Annotated in this window: 20 protein-coding genes; 3 read left to right on the forward strand and 17 right to left on the reverse strand. The window is 35.4% G+C overall.

Annotated features, from left to right (window positions below; translation table 11 throughout):
- The 7 genes from grpE to gpr form a co-directional block, all read right to left on the reverse strand.
- The gene (grpE, locus tag KHA87_RS09870) at positions 1-594 is read right to left on the reverse strand and encodes a nucleotide exchange factor GrpE (RefSeq protein WP_213093888.1); all 594 of its coding nucleotides are present in this window, start codon (positions 592-594) and stop codon (positions 1-3) included.
- 116 nt (positions 595-710) lie between these two features.
- Entirely contained in the window at positions 711-1,739 is a 1,029-nt protein-coding gene (hrcA, locus tag KHA87_RS09875) for a heat-inducible transcriptional repressor HrcA (protein WP_213094308.1), read from the reverse strand.
- Between the two features lie 108 nt (positions 1,740-1,847).
- On the reverse strand, positions 1,848-2,975 hold the full coding sequence (gene hemW / locus KHA87_RS09880) for a radical SAM family heme chaperone HemW (protein ID WP_213093889.1): 1,128 nt from the start codon (positions 2,973-2,975) through the stop codon (positions 1,848-1,850).
- Between the two features lie 60 nt (positions 2,976-3,035).
- The gene (gene lepA / locus KHA87_RS09885; protein WP_249310252.1) at positions 3,036-4,871 is read right to left on the reverse strand and encodes a translation elongation factor 4; all 1,836 of its coding nucleotides are present in this window, start codon (positions 4,869-4,871) and stop codon (positions 3,036-3,038) included.
- 356 nt (positions 4,872-5,227) lie between these two features.
- Positions 5,228-5,563, reverse strand: coding sequence for a YqxA family protein (locus KHA87_RS09890; protein WP_213093890.1), 336 nt, complete (start codon positions 5,561-5,563; stop codon positions 5,228-5,230).
- Positions 5,564-5,622: 59 nt separating this feature from the next.
- Positions 5,623-6,834, reverse strand: a complete 1,212-nt coding sequence (gene spoIIP, locus KHA87_RS09895) for a stage II sporulation protein P (protein WP_213093891.1) — start codon at positions 6,832-6,834, stop codon at positions 5,623-5,625.
- Between the two features lie 78 nt (positions 6,835-6,912).
- Positions 6,913-8,040 carry a GPR endopeptidase gene (gpr, locus tag KHA87_RS09900; RefSeq protein ID WP_213093892.1) on the reverse strand — a complete coding sequence of 376 codons (1,128 nt, stop codon included), beginning with the start codon at positions 8,038-8,040 and terminating at the stop codon, positions 6,913-6,915.
- A 440-nt stretch (positions 8,041-8,480) separates the two neighbouring features.
- On the opposite strand from gpr, the gene rpsT reads away from it, so the two are divergent.
- Positions 8,481-8,744 (forward strand): 30S ribosomal protein S20, encoded by a 264-nt coding sequence (gene rpsT, locus KHA87_RS09905; protein WP_213093893.1) that lies wholly within the window; start codon positions 8,481-8,483, stop codon positions 8,742-8,744.
- Positions 8,745-8,812: 68 nt separating this feature from the next.
- Here the strand turns inward: rpsT and holA are convergent, their stop codons facing one another.
- Entirely contained in the window at positions 8,813-9,829 is a 1,017-nt protein-coding gene (gene holA, locus KHA87_RS09910) for a DNA polymerase III subunit delta (protein ID WP_213093894.1), read from the reverse strand.
- A 287-nt stretch (positions 9,830-10,116) separates the two neighbouring features.
- Here holA and KHA87_RS09915 point away from each other — a divergent pair, with 287 nt between their 5' ends.
- Positions 10,117-10,248, forward strand: a complete 132-nt coding sequence (locus KHA87_RS09915; protein ID WP_213093895.1) for a YqzM family protein — start codon at positions 10,117-10,119, stop codon at positions 10,246-10,248.
- A gap of 67 nt (positions 10,249-10,315) precedes the next feature.
- Here the strand turns inward: KHA87_RS09915 and KHA87_RS09920 are convergent, their stop codons facing one another.
- The 3 genes from KHA87_RS09920 to KHA87_RS09930 all read right to left on the reverse strand — a co-directional run bounded on the left by KHA87_RS09920 (position 10,316) and on the right by KHA87_RS09930 (position 13,958).
- Positions 10,316-12,604, reverse strand: coding sequence for a DNA internalization-related competence protein ComEC/Rec2 (locus KHA87_RS09920; protein WP_213093896.1), 2,289 nt, complete (start codon positions 12,602-12,604; stop codon positions 10,316-10,318).
- 125 nt (positions 12,605-12,729) lie between these two features.
- Entirely contained in the window at positions 12,730-13,296 is a 567-nt protein-coding gene (locus KHA87_RS09925) for a ComE operon protein 2 (protein ID WP_213093897.1), read from the reverse strand.
- 50 nt (positions 13,297-13,346) lie between these two features.
- A complete protein-coding gene (locus KHA87_RS09930) occupies positions 13,347-13,958 on the reverse strand; it encodes a helix-hairpin-helix domain-containing protein (protein WP_213093898.1) in 612 nt (203 codons plus the stop codon).
- A 298-nt stretch (positions 13,959-14,256) separates the two neighbouring features.
- Between KHA87_RS09930 and comER the strand changes: the two genes are divergently transcribed.
- On the forward strand, positions 14,257-15,078 hold the full coding sequence (comER, locus tag KHA87_RS09935; protein ID WP_213093899.1) for a late competence protein ComER: 822 nt from the start codon (positions 14,257-14,259) through the stop codon (positions 15,076-15,078).
- A gap of 81 nt (positions 15,079-15,159) precedes the next feature.
- On the opposite strand, the gene KHA87_RS09940 is transcribed toward comER, so the two are convergent.
- From KHA87_RS09940 to aroE, 6 genes are read right to left on the reverse strand one after another with little or no spacing between them, the layout of a single operon-like run.
- Positions 15,160-15,903, reverse strand: coding sequence for a class I SAM-dependent DNA methyltransferase (locus KHA87_RS09940; RefSeq protein ID WP_213093900.1), 744 nt, complete (start codon positions 15,901-15,903; stop codon positions 15,160-15,162).
- Positions 15,904-15,911: 8 nt separating this feature from the next.
- Positions 15,912-16,259, reverse strand: a complete 348-nt coding sequence (gene rsfS, locus KHA87_RS09945; protein ID WP_213093901.1) for a ribosome silencing factor — start codon at positions 16,257-16,259, stop codon at positions 15,912-15,914.
- A complete protein-coding gene (gene yqeK / locus KHA87_RS09950; RefSeq protein ID WP_213093902.1) occupies positions 16,259-16,831 on the reverse strand; it encodes a bis(5'-nucleosyl)-tetraphosphatase (symmetrical) YqeK in 573 nt (190 codons plus the stop codon). The genes rsfS and yqeK overlap by 1 nt, the downstream gene beginning before the upstream one ends.
- Complete coding sequence (locus KHA87_RS09955) at positions 16,818-17,393, reverse strand: nicotinate-nucleotide adenylyltransferase (RefSeq protein WP_213093903.1); 576 nt, start codon at positions 17,391-17,393, stop codon at positions 16,818-16,820. Before KHA87_RS09955 ends, yqeK begins: the two co-directional genes overlap by 14 nt.
- 16 nt (positions 17,394-17,409) lie before the next feature.
- Entirely contained in the window at positions 17,410-17,700 is a 291-nt protein-coding gene (gene yhbY, locus KHA87_RS09960; protein ID WP_213093904.1) for a ribosome assembly RNA-binding protein YhbY, read from the reverse strand.
- A gap of 7 nt (positions 17,701-17,707) precedes the next feature.
- Complete coding sequence (gene aroE / locus KHA87_RS09965; RefSeq protein WP_213093905.1) at positions 17,708-18,541, reverse strand: shikimate dehydrogenase; 834 nt, start codon at positions 18,539-18,541, stop codon at positions 17,708-17,710.
- Positions 18,542-18,543: the final 2 nt, after the last annotated feature.

Below are 18,543 nucleotides of genomic sequence, written 5' to 3' on the forward strand. Positions count from 1 at the left end.
TTACTGATTGACTTTAACCATAGATGGACGAATTACACGCTCATTTAAAACATAGCCTTTTTGGAATTCTTCCACAACGATATTAGAGCCATAGTTTTCATCTTCTACTTGCATTATTGCTTGATGATATTGGGGATCAAATTCTTTTCCAACCGCTTCAACCGGCTCGGCACCCTCTTTTTTCAACGCATCTAAAATGCTTCGATACACCATTTCCATTCCTTGCATAAGCTGTGTTGTTTGCTCATTTTCCGGTGTAATTTGCAATGCACGTTCAAAATTATCAATGGCCGGCAATAAATTTGTTATTAACTCCTGCGCTCTGAACTTTTCACCTGACTCACGGTCGATTTGCACACGTCTCCGAAAATTATCGAAATCAGCGCGTAACCTGATATAACGGTTTTCTGATTCATCAAGCTTTGCTTCAAGCTCATGAATTTTATCTTGAAGTTGTTTTACTTCCTCATTATCTTTATTATCTTCCGAAGAAGTTTCAGTCACTGATTCCTCATCAAATATAGCTTCTGTTTGATCGTTTTGTACATTTTCTGTTTGTTCCATCTCATCTGCTAATTTTTTTTCATCTGCCATTGTGTTCACCTCCCTCAAAATAAACCAAAAATACTTTTTGATTATGAACAATGAAAATAACTAGAAATCAGCATTTCTTGCTAATCTCCAGCTATATTCCAATATATCCAGCTAGGCTAGGCCTGATACAATTTTGTCAGCACTCTGGACATATCATTGCTCAAAAAGTCTAATAGACTAATTACTCGTGAATATTCCATTCTAGTTGGGCCTAAAATAGCAATCGTTCCAACCGGCTCATTTCCAACTGAGTAGGAAGCAGTAATCAAACTGCAATTCTCCATCTCGGATAGCTTGTTTTCCTTTCCTATCTTCACATGTATACCTTTTGGCGCATGCTTGAACAGCTCATAAAAACCTTGTTCGCTTTCAATCATATCCATTAGCGAACGAACCTTTTTAATATCATTAAATTCAGGCTGGTTAAGCATATTAGATTTGCCGCCGAAGAAGATTTTCTCATGATCCGGTATGTTCAAGGTCTCCGAAATGGTATATAAAATTGAATCAAAATTATAAATATGTTGCTTTAATATATCGGCAACTTCCTTATAAATCTTATCTTTCAAGTCGTGAATCGGAACATTTGCCAATCGCTCATTAAGAATATTAACCAATCTCTCCAGCTCACCAACATTAAATCCTGATGGAAACGTAAACATCCTGTTTTCAACGTGACCCGTATCCGTAATAATGATAGCAATTGCCGTATCACTATTCAAAGGAACAATTTGAAGATGCTTTAATTTTGTTTCCTTCACAGCTGGTCCAAGTAAAATCGCAGTGTAATTGGTCAGCTCGGACAAGATTTTAGCTGATTTTTGAACGATATTCTCTAATTCATAAATTTTTTGCGCAAATATAGAATGTATTTGCGAGATATCCTTAGAATCGAGCTTTTGTGGTGAGAGGATATGATCAACATAATAGCGATATCCTTTTTCAGAAGGAATTCTTCCAGAAGAAGTATGGGTCTTTTCAATAAAACCTAACTCTTCTAGGTCTGCCATTTCATTGCGAATTGTAGCAGAGCTTAGGGAAATCTCTTCTTTTTTAGAAAGTGTTCTTGAACCAACTGGCTGTGCAGACCGAATAAAATCATCAATTATTACTTGTAAAATAAGAAGCTGACGATCTGTTAACAACAACTTCCATCACCTCTGTTAGCACTCTTGAAGACTGAGTGCTAATTCTAATAATAAATTATCAAAAACAGGTGGTTTATGTCAACCATTTTGCGAAAGTGTTATATATTAGACAAGGAATGCCTGAAATACTTCATTGCCTATAAACCGACCTTTTTCCGTTAGCATAATTCGGTCAGCTGTAACTTCCAAAAGATTTTTCTCAACCATATCAGAAATAGCATTTCCAAATATTTTTATAACATTTTCGTTATATTTTTCCTGAAAATGCGAAATACTTACACCTTCATTTTTCCGAAGGCCTAAAAACATTTCTTCCTCCATCATCTCTTGCATAGTGACTTTATGCTGCTCAAAAATAGGCAACTGATTATCCTGTAAAGGTGTCATGTACTTCTTTAAAGGCCCATAATTCGAGCGTCTTATCTTTTCAACATAAGAGTGGGCACCTGCTCCAAATCCAAAGTACTCTTCATTATTCCAATACACAAAGTTATGCTTGCTTTCATATCCAGCTTTAGCAAAATTACTTATTTCATATTGATTAAGATTATGTTTTTCCATTTCCGCCATTAAAATTTCATACATTTTTGCATCGGCTTCCTCTGAAGGAAGATGTAGCTTCCCTTTTTTCATTAAATTATAGAAAACCGTTTTCGGTTCCACAATTAACGAATAGCTCGAATAGTGAGGAAGACCCAATGATAAAGCGGTTGTTAAAGTGGAACGAAAATCATCCTCGGTTTGACCAGGTAGTCCATAAATTAAATCAATACTAATATTTTCGAATCCATTTTTTTCTGCTTTCGCTAAAGTATCAAATACATCAGCAGATGAGTGTGTTCTACCGATTTTTTTTAATAATTCATCATTAAACGATTGGACTCCGAAGCTTAATCGATTGACACCATATTCTTTTAAAACTCTAAGCTTCTCATCGGATAAATCACCTGGATTTGCTTCAAAGGTAAACTCTCCATCATTAAACGGCAGGTTTGTTCTTATCCCATTACACAGTTTATCCAATTGAGTTTCATTTAGGACAGTTGGTGTACCTCCGCCTACAAAAATAGTCTTTAATTCCTTTACAGGGGTCATATTTAATTGCAAACTCATTTCCTTTAGAAGCGAGTCAATATATTCGTCTACCGGTTGCCCCTTTAAAAAGACTTTATTGAAATCACAGTAATAACATATATGTTCGCAGAATGGTATATGAATATAAGCGGCTTTCATAATATCACGACCTTATTTAGAAAGAATAGAAAAGAGGGAGCTCACACTCCCCCATTCTTTTTATGATTTCGGACTTGAATCATCCATTTTAAGTATTGCCATAAATGCTTCCTGAGGAACTTCTACAGAACCTACTTGTTTCATGCGCTTTTTACCTTCTTTTTGCTTTTCAAGAAGTTTTCGTTTACGTGAAATATCCCCACCGTAGCATTTTGCCAATACGTTTTTACGCATTGCTTTAATAGTTGATCTAGCAACAATCTTTTGACCAATAGCAGCTTGAACAGGTACTTCAAACTGTTGGCGCGGAATGATTTCCTTCAGCTTGTCTACTATAACCTTTCCTCGTTCATAAGCGAAATCACGATGGACAATGAAGCTCAGAGCATCGACTTTTTCCGCATTTAACAGAATATCCATTTTCACCAATTTAGAAGGCTTATAACCAATTAATTCATAGTCAAAGGAAGCATAGCCCTTTGTACTTGATTTTAACTGGTCGAAGAAATCATAGACAATCTCGGAAAGTGGAATTTCATATACTACATTAACTCGAATATCATCTAAATATTGCATATCGATAAAATTGCCACGCTTCGCTTGGGAAAGCTCCATTACAGCACCAACATAATCATTTGGAACCATTATAGAAGCTTTAACATATGGTTCTTCTACTCTGTCAATCTTTTGTGGGTCAGGCATGTTGGATGGATTATCGACATTTATTTCCGTACCATCCGTTAAAAAGACAGTATAGATAACACTTGGTGCAGTAGTAATTAAATCGATTTTAAATTCCCGTTCAATTCGCTCCTGAATAATTTCCATGTGCAACAGACCTAAAAATCCACAACGGAACCCGAAGCCAAGTGCCTGAGATGTTTCCGGTTCAAACTGAAGGGAGGAGTCATTCAATTCCAGCTTCTCCAAAGCATCCCTTAAATCATTAAACTTTGCTGAGTCGATCGGATAAAGTCCACAGTATACCATTGGATTTAGTTTTCGGTATCCCGGTAGCGGCTCACTCGCAGGATTCTTGGCACTAGTAATGGTATCACCCACACGTGTGTCGCCTACATTTTTTATTGATGCTGTTAAAAATCCAACATCCCCTACAGTAAGCTCATCACAAAGTGTCTGCTTCGGTGTATGGACCCCTACTTCTGTAACTTCAAATTCTTTCCCGGTAGCCATCATTTTTATTTTATCGCCTACTTTTACAGAGCCCTCAACAACTCGGATATAGGCAATAACGCCTCGATAAGCATCATATAATGAGTCAAAAATAAGCGCTTTTAATGGTGCATCAGGGTCACCCTCCGGCGCTGGTACCTTTTCCACAATTTGTTCTAATATTTCTTCGATACCAATCCCGGCCTTTGCAGAAGCAAGGACGGCCTCTTGGGCATCCAAACCGATGACATCCTCTACTTCCTGTCTAACTCGCTCCGGGTCAGCTGCAGGTAAGTCGATTTTGTTAATAACCGGCAAGATTTCAAGATTATTGTCAAGTGCTAAATAAACATTTGCCAATGTTTGAGCTTCAATACCTTGTGCAGCATCTACTACCAAGATAGCACCTTCACATGCTGCCAAACTCCTCGATACCTCATAAGTAAAATCGACATGTCCAGGAGTATCAATTAAGTGCATTATATAATTTTCTCCATCTTTTGCTTTGTACTTTAATTGAACTGCATTCAATTTTATTGTAATCCCACGCTCACGTTCCAGGTCCATTGAGTCCAGTAACTGATTCTTCATTTCGCGAGAAGTTAAGGCATTTGTCTTTTCTAATATTCGATCTGCTAATGTCGACTTGCCATGGTCGATATGTGCAATAATAGAAAAGTTTCTAATTTTTGCTTGTCGTTGTAGTTTTTCTTCACGATTCATAATGTTCACTCCTGTTAATCGACACGTATACACTATTTTTGATTATATCAGCAGCAAATTTAAGATTCAATAAGAAAGAACAATTGTGTAGGCGCTACAGCTCTAGCGTAGGGAATCTGAACTCTCCAACACAAGACTTAGGAAACGATGCTCAGTAGTTCACAGCTGTTAAAATTATGCTCTCACATGATGCTCTAACCGCAATTAGAAAAATTCGATAGCTGATGGTGAAATTTTATGTGTCAATATAACCTGAAGTTTGTCGTTGGTATTTTTCTTATCAAAAATTTTCAGCAGTAATTTTTTTCTAATTTCATAAACGACAAAAAAGCATCCCTTGAGTGAGGATGCTTTTGTCATAAAAAAGAAGAAAAAAGATTAATTATATTTTCTGTTAAAGAGGTGATAAAGGATGTGATAGCCTTCCCTAAACTAGAGAATAGGTTATAGGTTTTAATATTTTCCAAATGCTCTTTCTTTTTGTCCAAATTATGCGAAGTGACATTTTTTCCAAGTACCGATGCTTCCTTTTTTCCATCGATGTCTTCATTTATGTTAAATGGAGCTTGTAAGGATGAGTCTTTATATCCCTTCATTTTAACCATTCCTTCATTAGCTTTTTCCATGCCAATAAGGACGCCTATAAATAATAGGGCAAGAATCAAAGAGCATTTAATTAAAAACCTAGTCATATTTATCATCCTTTTTTAAACAAAATACAGGATTAACTTTCCCCCCTGGTCATACATCCTTAATTTGACGAAGGGGGCTGAGTTTGTTTTCCATCAACCTTTTCTGCCTGCCAATAATATTCACTGAAAACATCTGCAAGGGCCGTAACAGTACGATACATTTCTTCAAACGTATTATCCACACCTCCAACTTCAATTAAAAAAGAGTGGGATGACAAATCTTGATTGAACTTGCCATTTGTGGATGCGCCAGCCTTTTCAATGACACCTTTGCTTAATCCTTTATATTTCTTTTCGATGCGAGAATGTAATTCCTTGGCAAGACTGGAATTCTTTTCGTGATTAGGATTTTCTCCGCCGATAACAAACGAAATTTTTGCATATGATTGACCATTTATCATAACGGTAGTTTTCTTTTTTCGCTCAGAATCACGATGGATATCGATAAAGTAATTTAAGTTTCGATCTTGCGCTATCGCCTCTTTTACCAACGTTCTGGATTCTAAATAAGATTGTCCATATTTCCAACCTTTCTTTAATAACCTGCTTTGGACATCGGTTTTGTCAATGGATGTTCCAATGCCGCGGTCCTCTAATTCCTCTTTTAGCTTTTCTCCAACCATGGTTACATTAATTTTCGAATGGCTGGCAGCGTTCGGATCTTTAACCCCTTTTAAATATGGCAAGAAAGATTCTCTTGTATGTGTAAAATATAAAAATACAACCTTCTTTTTACCTGTTGTTAAATTAGAATTTTGCTTTTCGTTTTTGTCTTCCTTATGGTTTTCCCCGATATTTTCTGTATTTTTTAAATCTGGATCCTTATTGGATTGAAAAATATCGTCTGGAGGAACAGATTCTATTGGTAGGTTCGTATAATCTGTTCCTTCACCGGCAATCAGTATTTTACTATCAAACATATAAAATCCCGGAAGTTCTCGTCCGATAAAACTTCGTGGGTCTTTAAAGCTGACATTGGTAACGAGATTAAAAAGAATGTCTCCTAATGTTGGATTCCCTTTGCTTTTTTCCACACCAGAATTCAGCATTTGACTTTCTGATGCCATAAGATGAAATAAAAGTTTACCCGAAATTTGCGAACTGGCATCACCAATCAGGTTAGAATCCATTCGGTACCCAGGCTTTAATGCAGTTAAAATTCCAGTTAAAGAAAAAATTAAAATCAGGGTAAGAACGATAACTCCGATGGCTTTAAGAATACTTGTTAATTGCAAGGAAATAAGAAAGCTTTGATTTTTAAATGACTTCAATTGTTCCACCCTCTTTTGCTAATCTAGTACATTGTATGAAATTACTAGAGAAAGTAGAACACATTTTGGTAGAGAGTTTTACCTTGTTTTAAAGCCGCTATCGGATTGATCTACTGATTCATGCAGTGCCGCATTCAAGCCGCTTGCAATTAAATTAGACATGTCCTCTATAAATAAATCTACTTCCTTTGGTGTCACCATCAGGTTATGTCCAAGTGGTGCAAGCACTTCGTGAATGAGACGACGTTTTTCATCCTCCTCTAAATTACCTATCATCCCCATGAACATTTTCCTGTGCTCCTCACCAGGCAAATCTTCATCTGTTAAAACACGTCTTTCTCCGAATGTCATCCCTGATGGGGCAAGGGAACTGGAAGGACGGTTTCCTTCTCTCATCTCTTTTCCAAAATGCTTTAATAGATAGTCAATAGTATCACTTGTAATGGAAACTGCATCCACTACGGTAGGTACCCCAATAGCAATTACGGGTACCCCAAGCGTTTCTTTGCTTAATTCTTTCCGCTTATTACCCACGCCAGATCCCGGATGAATTCCTGTATCTGATATTTGAATAGTAGAATTAACTCTTTCAATAGAGCGAGATGCTAGAGCATCAATTGCAATGATAAAGTCCGGTTTTGCTTTTTCCGCTACTCCGAAAATTATATCGCTTGTTTCTATTCCGGTTAATCCCATTACACCCGGTGCCAATGCACTAACAGATCGAAAGCCCTCTTCCACATGCTCTGGCTGAAGCTGAAACAAATGCCTTGTTACGATAACATTTTCACAAACCATTGGCCCTAAAGCGTCCGGAGTAACATTCCAGTTTCCTAGTCCTACAATTAGACAACTAGCATCTTTTGAGATACCCAGCTCCTTCAAGAACTGGCTAAATTCTTTAGCAAAAACCTTTCCCACCTTTTGCTGTAATTCCGTGTCATGTTGGCGAATACCTTGAACTTCAATGGTCAAATAATAGCCTGCCTTTTTTCCAATCTCCTTTTCTCCTTGTTTGGTAATTTCAACCGTTGAAATTTTTATGTCATCTTCATAGCGATCTTTTACAATGACACCTTCAATTTCCGTTATTTCTGTTTCTCGATTTTTATTTTTTTTGTCCTCTACTACCATTTCACGTGCTTCGAGGGCAAGATCCGTCCTAACGGAATAAATACTTAAATCAAGCTCATTTTCTTTTTTCAATTCTATTCCTCCTTTAATATTTCATTACTAGAGGCTCTTTTCTTAAACTCGGATATTGTTGGTGAGAAAAAGCTATAACTATCCTTATTTTGGTTAAGAATCAATAATCATCATTAAGAAAAGATGTCCGAAACCAAATCTATATTTGTACCATGTGCAATATACGATACGTATCTATATATGCGAAAACAGCCCTTCTAGATTAGGAATTGTATACATAATTTACATGATTGCCCTTCTAATAATAAATCATTCATCTACGTTAAAAATCACCATTGATAAATAGTAAAAAGGGGATATTGCCACCGTTAGCTATAAATGGATTCCTCCTATTTTTCCTTATAAGTATTGCATTATCAATACTCGTTTGATAAAATATCACTTGTTCTTATTGTGAAAGTCGAGTAGTGATTTTTTATTACTCGTAGGAGGTGAAATAAATGCCAAATATCAAATCTGCTATCAAACGCGTAAAAACTAGCGAAGAGCGCAACGCACAAAACTCAGCTCAAAAGTCAACTATGCGTACGGCTGTGAAGAAATTCGAAGCTGCAGTTGTAAATAAAGATGAAAACGCTAAAACATTATTAGCTACTGCTGTTAAGCAACTTGATAAAGCTGCTTCTAACGGTCTTATTCATAAAAACGCTGCAAACAGACAAAAAGCTCGCTTAATGAAAAAATTAAATGTTGCGAATGCATAATAAAAACGATCCAGTGATGGATCGTTTTTTCTTTCATTTTAGGAAATTACTTAAAAAGATTGGGCACATTACAAGCTATCATGAATCCTAAATAGTAGCATTTCAATTATCATCTCTTTTGACAAGCCGCTTGATTTCATTTGGTAATCAGATTCTGCAATCCACATCATGATTTTATTTAACTCTTCTTCAGTAAACATTTTAGCTTGTCCTGCAGCTAATTTTATTCGAAACGGATGGATTTTAAGAAACTGAGCGACTTGCTGCTGTCCATATCCTCGTCGCGTCAATTCCTTTGTTTGATATAATAATCGAAATTGATTGGCTAAAACTGCAAGAATTTTAATTGGCTCTTCATTTTGCTTTAATAAATCATAATAAATGCGCAATGCTTCCTCAATTTTTCGATTAATTACTTTATCTACTAACGAAAAGATATTTTGTTCCAATGATTTCGAAGCTAAAATTTCGACTGTATGTTTGTCAATACATTGCTCCGAATAGAGCGATAATTTATCTACCTCCGTTGCAAGCATCATTAGGTTTGTTCCCGAAAGTGTCATTAATAATTCAACTGCATCATCATCTATTTCAACCTTATTTGCCTCTGCTCGATGACGTATCCAGCCTTTAATCTCTGGCTCACTTAATTTTTTTGCCTCAAGAACTTCTGCCGTTCGCTTTAACTGTTTTGTAATTTTTTTTCTTTCATCCAATTTTTCATAAGGTGCTACAAAGACAATTGTACTGTACGGTACTGGTTCATTAATGTAAGCCTCTACTTTTTGTATATCATGTTCCACCTTTGATTTAACCTTTTCAGATGTTAGAAAAAATGGGTTATGTAAAAAAATTAATCTTCTCTCCCCCATAAATGGGAGTGTTTCTGCATCCTCAATCGCAATATCTACGGAAACCTCTTCTAAATCATAGGAAGCAAAATTAAAATCTAATTCTTCATCTGTTAACATATTTTTCAATAATTTTTGCTTTGTCTCATTGATTAAAAAGCTTTCCGTTCCATATAATAGATATATCGGCGAAAATTGCTTACGTTCAATTTTTTTCCAAATGTCAATCATCAAAAAGCCTTCTTTCCACATTCATCTTATTACTATGGTAAAAAAGGTTGATGAGTTTGACAAGTGGAGATTAACTCGAGAAGGAGAGTTAATCCCCATGATTTATATTAAACGCTAATGAAAAAGGCCTAGGATTCTTTTTCATTAACGGAAAACCCGTTAATTATATTTTCACCTCTAAAGTGAAAACTATATGTGTTAACTCTTGTCAGTGAAGGAAATTGGACGGTTACTATAGCTTTTTCATACTAAATCGTCTATACTAAAGTGGAAATAGAGGAGGGGTAGTTGTGAACGAATTCGAGAAAAATGTACAGTACAAAGGAAATGATGCAATTGATTCCGGTATCGGTTTTGGTGTATCGTTTGCTTTCTTTGCTATTATGTTCATTATCGCAACTGTCATCAAACTCGTTGGATAATTAAGATGAGTTTGCGAAGGAGTTTGCTTTTGGGGCAAACTCCTTTTTAATTTAAATGTACAATATTTTATGGTAGTACTGTGTGAAAAGTTCCTTTATTTCCTTTAAATTTATACATTACTTCTCCTTGGGAATCTGTTCGGTAAATTATTATATTTTTCTCATTTAATCGTTCGAGCACTTCATTATTTGGATGTCCATAACGATTATTTTTGCCAACGGATATTACGGCAATGGCGGGTTGTACATGATCAAGAAATAATGGAGAGGTGGAGGTCTTACTACCATGGTGTCCGATCTTTAATACGTCGACATGAAAGGAATAAGACTTTATTAATTCTTCTTCCCCTTCCTTTTCTAAATCACCCGTAAACAGCCAGCTTCTTCCCCCGATATTACCATATAGAACCAATGAATCATTATTCCCTTCATAATGATCATCGAAAGGAGAAATTATTCGAAAGCTTCCGCCATTTGTTTCCCAGCCAAAGCCATCTTTTACTTCTGAAATAGGAGTATTTTCGTTCTGAAAGGATTTTATGATTTCGTACATAAGTGGTTTTCTCCAGGAATTAGGGGATATATAAATATGATCTACTTTTATTTGCCCTGCCAGCTCCTTTGCTGCGCCTATATGATCTGCATCGCTATGAGTCAAAATCAGTTTGTCAATTTTCCATATCCCCTTGGCTTTTAAAAAAGGAATTAGTATATCATTTCCTATTGAAAAAGGATGTTTTCTTTGTGCCCATTCTGCTTCATCAAACACTAAAGATCCTCCTGTATCAATAAGATATGTGCCTTGATGATAAGGGAGCTGAATGAGAATGCTATCCCCTTGGCCAATATCAATAAAATTAATTTCTCCATAAGGGCTAAAAAATCGGTAGATCAAATTAAAACATACAATAACCATAAGGAGTATAGCAGACAGGTACATGTTCCTGCCTTTTTCAAAGCAAATAAAAAAATATATTGCTGCCACTATAATAAAGATTAATACCCATATACCCGGTCTTCCCACAATTAAAACCCCCCATTTAAAGTCAAAAAGCTGTGCTACTTTTTCCGAAAAATAAATGATCATAAGCAAGCATTTATTTACCATTTCAAACAACCAAGGAAAAAGAAAAGATATTAGAAATGTAAAAATTAATAATGGTAACAGCACAAAGCTATATAAAGGGACGAAAAATAGATTGCTAAGAATACTAACGATGGAAATTTGATAAAAGTGGTAAACAATTATAGGAAGTGAGGATATTTGTGAAATGAACGATATTAATAACAGCTGCTTCACACCATTTTTGTACCTGGATAGTATAGTCTGTGATGATAAAAGAATGGACAGACTGACGATAAAGGATAATTGAAAACCAATATGAAACAGAATAAATGGATTGATCATCATAAACAATAAGAAGCTTATGGACAATCCGTCAATAGAAGTTAAAGAAAGTTTGGAATGAGAGGATAGGAGAATGATAATCAACATAATGCTTGCACGGATAACAGGAGGATTTGCACCACATAAAATAGCATAAATCGGCAGAAAAAAAATAATGAACTTATATCCGGTTTCTCTTGTAACTCCAGTGCGAATTAATATATAAAAAAATCCCATATAAATTAATGATATATGCAGCCCCGAAATTGCCAATAAATGAACAATACCTAATCGTTGATAAAGAGAATAGTCTTTATCCTCAAAGTCAAAGCGGTCTCCAAAAAGAAGTGCCTTTGCATAAGGTATTATTGCATCAGGATATTGCTGTTCAATTTTTTCGAGAGCTGCCTCTCTCATGCGTTTTAATTTAACCAATATTCCCTTTCCATCATCTATACAATTTTCGAAATGATCTATTTTAAGCTGCCAATGTATATTTTGCCAAAATAAATATTGCTCATAATTAAATAAATGTTCATTTCTATTTGGCTCTGGCTTCGTTAATTCCCCAGAAGCTGTACAAGTAATTCCAGACTTTAATTTCTCCAGGGTTGTTTTCTCGTCTTTACTCATAATTTTATAAGTGAGCGCTAAATCCTCCATACTGTCTGCACGGACGATTCCACTTAATTTATTTCCATCCACCATTGGTTTGTTTTGAAAAGTAAAATGAAATTTTTTCTGATCTACATGGAAACCAGTTTTAAGATGTGAATGGTAATTCCACATACTTAAAAATAAAAAAGCCAAATATGTTAATAACGTCCATGAAATTAATTTTCTTTTTTTTGTGAGGATAACACGAAGGCTAAAAAGGTGAAAGATAATTGTCAATCCGAGGTGAACCCGTAATCCAACTGAGGATGCACTTAACGCGGCAACTGCTAAGTATAACCAATACCCCTGCATAGCATCTCCTTTCAGATAAGGCTTTTTTGTTTTATTTTGTTGTTGTTATTGGTAATAGCTTTAAGAATTCTGTTTATGTTAATGTATAATATTAAAATAAATAGTGGAAGCAAGATGCCCCCACATTATGTTACCTGAAAAAGTTTCTCTGCTTGATTTTGTAAAGAGGTTAATGACTCTTCCTTCACTCCATTTTCCCTTAATAATTCTAGTAGTGAATGGACAAAATCCGCTTTTTCCTTCGCACCAAGATCCAGGGAATTTTGGTGAAAAGGCACTTGTTCTATATGAACACCTGCTTTTTTAAATAGCTCTATAGCATATGGATGATTTTTGTAATCCTGTGCATAGAAAACTGCTTTAATACCCGCTTGAATGATTGCCTTACAGCATTGTAAGCATGGGAAATGAGTAACATAAATTTCTGATTCGTTGGTAGGAACTCCAAATTTTGCACATTGAAGAATTGCATTCATTTCTGCATGAATCGTTCTAACACAATGATGATCAATCACATAGCATCCTTCATCAATACAATGGTCTCCACCCGCTATGGAGCCATTATAGCCACCTGCGATAATTCTTTTATCTCGAACAATGGTAGCCCCAACAGTTAGCCGGGTACAGGTACTGCGTAAAGAAAGCAGAAAACTTTGTGCCATAAAATATTGGTTCCAAGATATTCTCTCCATATTTATTTCTCCCTTTCCATGATCATAAGCTTGTCTCTTCTAGTTTAACATTATCGGACCATTATAGAATCCTTTAATTTTTCAAAGGTTTTATCCCCTATTCCCGAAACATTCTTTATATCCTCCACCTTTTGAAAACCACCATTCTGTTCCCGATATTCCATAATAGCTGCAGCTTTTGATGGTCCTATCCCTGTTAACGTTTGCAGTTCATCCAATGTTGCAGTATTTATATTTACTTTTACATTTTCTTGCATCTGTAGTCCTGATGGCAGATTTATATCCGATTCTGCTGATTCCCCTTCTACCGGAACGTATATGACCATTTCATCATGCACTTTTTCAGCTAAATTTACTTTTTTTTGATCTGCTTGCTTTTTAAAACCACCCGCTTTCTGGATGATATCAATTACACGATTATCTTCTTTTGCCTCATACACACCTGGCTTGGCAACCGCTCCTTTAACATCTACAAGCATTTTTGTATTCTGTTTATCACTTTGAGTAATATCTTCCTTTTTTTCTGCATGCAATGGAGTTTGTTGAAGATTTTCAGTTATATCTTCATTTGGTTTTTGATTATAAAAATAAATAATGATTATTATCACTGCCACAACAGATCCATAAACAATCTTTTTATTCTTCAACATAAATTCTTTCATTGCAACCACCTTTCCATGTACCATAAATCTTTCTTATGAATAATCATATTGAAAGTGACATAGAGTTTTATGAATGAATATTATCGAATAGGATAGATATCAACCATAATTTCTCGGAAGGCTGTTTTCATATTTCTTGCTGCTTTTCGTAATTTGACTTAAATCCTTTTTTAAAGTTTTGGAGAATTTTTCCCTTAAAAGATTAACCATATTATCCGAATGAGGAAGTTTATTAGATCTTTTAAAAAGAAGCTACAAAATTTAAGAAAAGAGCCTTTCGTAAGGAGGAGAGAATAAATTGAAAATAGGCATCATTGGAACGGGAAACATGGGGACTATTTTGGTGGAATCCTTCGTAGATAGTAAGGCAATTTCTCCTTCCAATCTTTATATTACAAATAGAACAATCCATAAAGCGGAAAATTTGAAGCTCAAATATCCTCTAATTCATATATGCGAAGAAATCCCTGAATTAATACAGCAATGTGATCTGATTTTTCTGTGTGTTAAGCCATTAGATTTTTATCCATTATTAACGAAATATAAAGATTTATTTACCAAAGAAAAATGTCTAGTTTCCATCACAAGTCCCGTTTCTGTCGAACAGCTTTCATCAATTGTTTCATGCTCATGTGTAAGAGCTATCCCTAGCATAACTAATAGAGCCTCGGCAGGCGTATCCTTACTGACCTTTTCCGTTTCCTGTGATGAAAATTGGAGAAGATCTATTAAAGAATTATTATCTAATATTTCGATTCCTTTAGAGATTGATCAAAATATAACCCGAGTTGCATCTGACATAGTTAGCTGCGGTCCTGCCTTTTTTAGTTATTTGACACAGGCATTTATCGATGCTGCCGTTAAAACAACTAGTATAGATGCTTCCACAGCAACAATTTTGGCCGGAGAAATGCTCGTAGGCTTAGGTGAGTTATTAAAAAAGGGATATTATACATTACCAACTTTGCAAGAAAAAGTTTGTGTAAAAGGCGGTATTACAGGAGAAGGTATTAAGGTCTTGGAAAATGAGCTTGGAGCAGTTTTTGAAAATATTTTCTTAGCTACGCATGAAAAATTTAAAGAGGATGTAGAAGTGGTAACTAAACAGTTTAATGCCTAGCTATATATTACTTCTGCATAAGTTATAAAATCCCTGCAAATAAAATATAAAAAAATAGTGGAGGCGATTATCGCTGCTCCACTATTTTTTACACGTAAAAAATATTCTTTCAGATGATTCTTTTGGTTTTTCATGAAGGAAATCAGCATTTATCTCCAGAATTTGAAAGCCTGCATTTACCAACCACTCGCAATAATCTTTTTCTGGAAAGGTTCTCTGAACATGCATTTCATCAAAACGATCATATCTTTCAGATGTCTCATCAAAAAGAAAAAAAGAAAGATCATGTTCAATTGAAAATGGCTCGTGCCCCTCAAAGCAATTCCATATATAAGAAATAACATCATCATTATCCGCAAAAGTTTGATTCGCGAAAATATGTACCATTTTAAAGATGGAATGAACATCAAAAAGAAAAAGTCCTCCATCCTTTAGATGAGAATATACCCTTTGAAATGTTTCCTTAACTTCTTCCGGAGTTTTCAAGTAATTTAAGGAATCGCAAAAAATAGTAACAATATCAAACTTGCCAAGCTCCTCTAGCTTACTCATATCTTGTTGATAGAAAGCTATGTTACTGTTTCTTTCAAATGACTTTTTACTTGCTACGGTAAGCATATCCTCCGATAAATCAACTCCAGTCACCTTAAATCCTGCAGCTGCTAGTCTTATGGATAATTCCCCGGTTCCACATGCAATTTCTAATACTTGATTCCCTGGAGCAGAATAATGTTTGATTTTTTCATTTAGAAAAGTCAGCCATTCATCATATGGAACATCCTTCATTAAATAATCATACACATAAGCGAATTCTTCATATGCCATTGTTTAAATCACTCGCTTAGTACATTAACCGTTGGAGCATCTCCCCACAGTCTTTCCAGATTATAATAGCTTCTTTCATCGCGATGAAATACATGGGCAACAACATCGCCTAAATCAATTAGCACCCATTTTCCTTCATCAAAACCTTCCATTTTCTTCACATCTTGTCCCAATTCTTCAGCCTTTTCCTTAATTTCCCTTGCGATTGCCTGCACCTGTTTATCAGAATTACCATGGCAAATTAAAAAGTAATCGGCAATGAGGGAAATGCCGTTCATATCTAACACTACAATGTCTTCTGCTCTTTTATCATCCGCTGCTTTAGCCGTTACAGATAATAATTCGTGATTTTTCATTATTGAATTTCCTCACCTTTCATTAATAGATCGTTATAAAAGTCAACTGTATCAGGAAAAACAGTTTGATTTCGATTTAGTAAATGTTGAATCGTATTACGAACAGAATAAATTATGGCCTTATCCAAGCCTTCTTGAGCTAGCTGTCTCGCTTCCTCCACACCAGGAAATGTTCGACCAGGTTCAATATAATCTGCGAGATAAATTATTTTGTCTAATAACGACATACCGATTCTTCCGGATGTATGATACCGTATTCCGCTTAAAATTTCCGAATCTGTAATTCCTACTTCTTTTTCCACTAAATATGCACCTACTGGAGCATGCCATAATTCGGGGTTAAATTTTAAAAGGCGCGGATCAAAATGTTGATCTCTAATAATCCTTTTCATCTCATCCAGTGGTCGAAATTTTGCATAGTCATGGAAAATAGCAGAGATCTCTGCTTTTTTTTCATCTGCACCATACATACGAGCTAGTTCTATAGCTGTTTCCATTACACCTACTGTATGAACATAACGCTTTTCCGTTAATTGTTCCTTTACTATTTGCAACGCTTTATTTCGATCCATATAAACCCCGCTCCTTAATAAAATGGCAAACATGATCCAATACTAAATATTTTACTGATTTATTTTCAGAAAGTCTTGTTCGGATCAATGTTGAAGAAATATTAATATCTGGTACACTCACCTTTACGATAGGATACTCCGTTTCCTGTGAATGATGAGGTCGGTTCACACCGACAAACTTCACCATCGATAATAATTCTTCAATCCTATACCACTTAGGCAAATACTCAATCATATCCGCACCAATGATAAAATAAAATTCAACATCCGGTTCCCTCTCACGAAGCAATACAATGGTATCATATGTATAGGAACGCCCTTGCCTTTCTAACTCAATCGTTTCAACAGTAAAGCATGGATGGCCAGCTATAGATAGCTGCAGGAGCTTAACCCGATCTTCATTGGAAATCCACATATCCTTCTTCTTATGTGGCGGCTCCTGATTGGGCATAAATCGAACCTCGTCTAGTTGCAATGCCTGAAGCACTTCATTCGCAATAATTAAGTGACCGAGATGGGGAGGATTAAATGTCCCTCCTAATATACCTATACGCTTCTTCATCTTTTCTTTTCACCTTCTATGGAAGCTGAATTTGTTTATTTTCCCTTGATTCTTTATATAAGACGATAGTATTCCCAATTATTTGAACAAGTTCTGCTTTTGCACCTTTTGCTAATTGCTCCGCCACTGTTTCTTTATCCACTTCACAGTTCTGAAGAACACTTATTTTAAATAACTCTCGCGCTTCTAATGCATCACTTATTTGTTTAATCATATTTTCGTTCACCCCACCTTTTCCAACCTGGAAAATCGGACTTAAATGATGAGCTTGCGAACGTAAAAATCTTTTTTGTTTACCAGTTAACATATTTTATTTAACCTCCTAATTGTTTAAGAACAATGGTTTCCATTTGAACAATGTCAGGCTTTATTCCCGTCCATTTCTCAAATGCAATGGCACCTTGATGAACAAACATACCAATTCCATTTTGTGTTGTTGCTCCTATTTTCTTCGCTTCCATTAAAAATGCAGTTTCTAAAGGATTATAAATAATATCTACAACATGTGCTTTTGGAGAAAGCTTATCTAGTGAAAATGGAATTTCATGTATATTTGGACTCATCCCAATCGATGTCGTTTGAATAAGTAAAGTATATTCATTTAAGTATTCACTAGCATCTGCAAGATTTAGAATATTGGTCTCGCATGGAAATGGACAGTTATCTACTAGAGCTTGGGCTCTTTCCTTTGTTCGGTTACAAATATCAATATATTTTACTCCCTCTACCGCGAGGGAATAATAGATTGCTTTTGCCGCTCCTCCAGCACCAATAATCAATGTTTTTTCATTTGCAACATTCTTTTTCCATCGTTCCTTTAATGCTTGAATAAAGCCAAAACCGTCTGAATTATAACCAACTAATTCATTTCCTTCCCGAACAACTGTATTAACTGCTCCAATTGCTTTAGCAAGTGGATCAATCCGGTCCAATAAGGAAAGTATCGATGTCTTGTGCGGGATGGTAACATTAAAGCCAGATATACCTATCGCCTTCATTCCTTTTATAGCAATAGGCAAATCTATTGGATTAATTTGAAATGGATGGTAATATCCATCTATTTGTAAATTTTCAAAAGCATTATTATGCATCATCGGGGACATTGAATGGGAAATGGGATCTCCAATTACTCCGAATAACCTTTTCAAAA

This window comes from Bacillus sp. FJAT-49736, from assembly GCF_018343615.1.
Taxonomy (GTDB): Bacteria; Bacillota; Bacilli; order Bacillales; family Bacillaceae_C; genus Margalitia.

Excerpts from the sequence above, each read along its gene's own strand:
- grpE (WP_213093888.1), bottom strand. The coding sequence starts at position 594 with ATGGCAGATGAAAAAAAATTAGCAGATGAGATGGAACAAACAGAAAAT.
- hemW (WP_213093889.1), bottom strand. The coding sequence starts at position 2,975 with ATGAAAGCCGCTTATATTCATATACCATTCTGCGAACATATATGTTAT.
- lepA (WP_249310252.1), bottom strand. The coding sequence starts at position 4,871 with ATGAATCGTGAAGAAAAACTACAACGACAAGCAAAAATTAGAAACTTT.
- KHA87_RS09890 (WP_213093890.1), bottom strand. The coding sequence starts at position 5,563 with ATGACTAGGTTTTTAATTAAATGCTCTTTGATTCTTGCCCTATTATTT.
- rpsT (WP_213093893.1), top strand. The coding sequence starts at position 8,481 with ATGCCAAATATCAAATCTGCTATCAAACGCGTAAAAACTAGCGAAGAG.
- KHA87_RS09920 (WP_213093896.1), bottom strand. The coding sequence starts at position 12,604 with ATGCAGGGGTATTGGTTATACTTAGCAGTTGCCGCGTTAAGTGCATCC.
- KHA87_RS09925 (WP_213093897.1), bottom strand. The coding sequence starts at position 13,296 with ATGGAGAGAATATCTTGGAACCAATATTTTATGGCACAAAGTTTTCTG.
- KHA87_RS09930 (WP_213093898.1), bottom strand. The coding sequence starts at position 13,958 with ATGAAAGAATTTATGTTGAAGAATAAAAAGATTGTTTATGGATCTGTT.
- KHA87_RS09940 (WP_213093900.1), bottom strand. The coding sequence starts at position 15,903 with ATGGCATATGAAGAATTCGCTTATGTGTATGATTATTTAATGAAGGAT.
- rsfS (WP_213093901.1), bottom strand. The coding sequence starts at position 16,259 with ATGAAAAATCACGAATTATTATCTGTAACGGCTAAAGCAGCGGATGAT.
- yqeK (WP_213093902.1), bottom strand. The coding sequence starts at position 16,831 with ATGGATCGAAATAAAGCGTTGCAAATAGTAAAGGAACAATTAACGGAA.
- KHA87_RS09955 (WP_213093903.1), bottom strand. The coding sequence starts at position 17,393 with ATGAAGAAGCGTATAGGTATATTAGGAGGGACATTTAATCCTCCCCAT.
- yhbY (WP_213093904.1), bottom strand. The coding sequence starts at position 17,700 with ATGTTAACTGGTAAACAAAAAAGATTTTTACGTTCGCAAGCTCATCAT.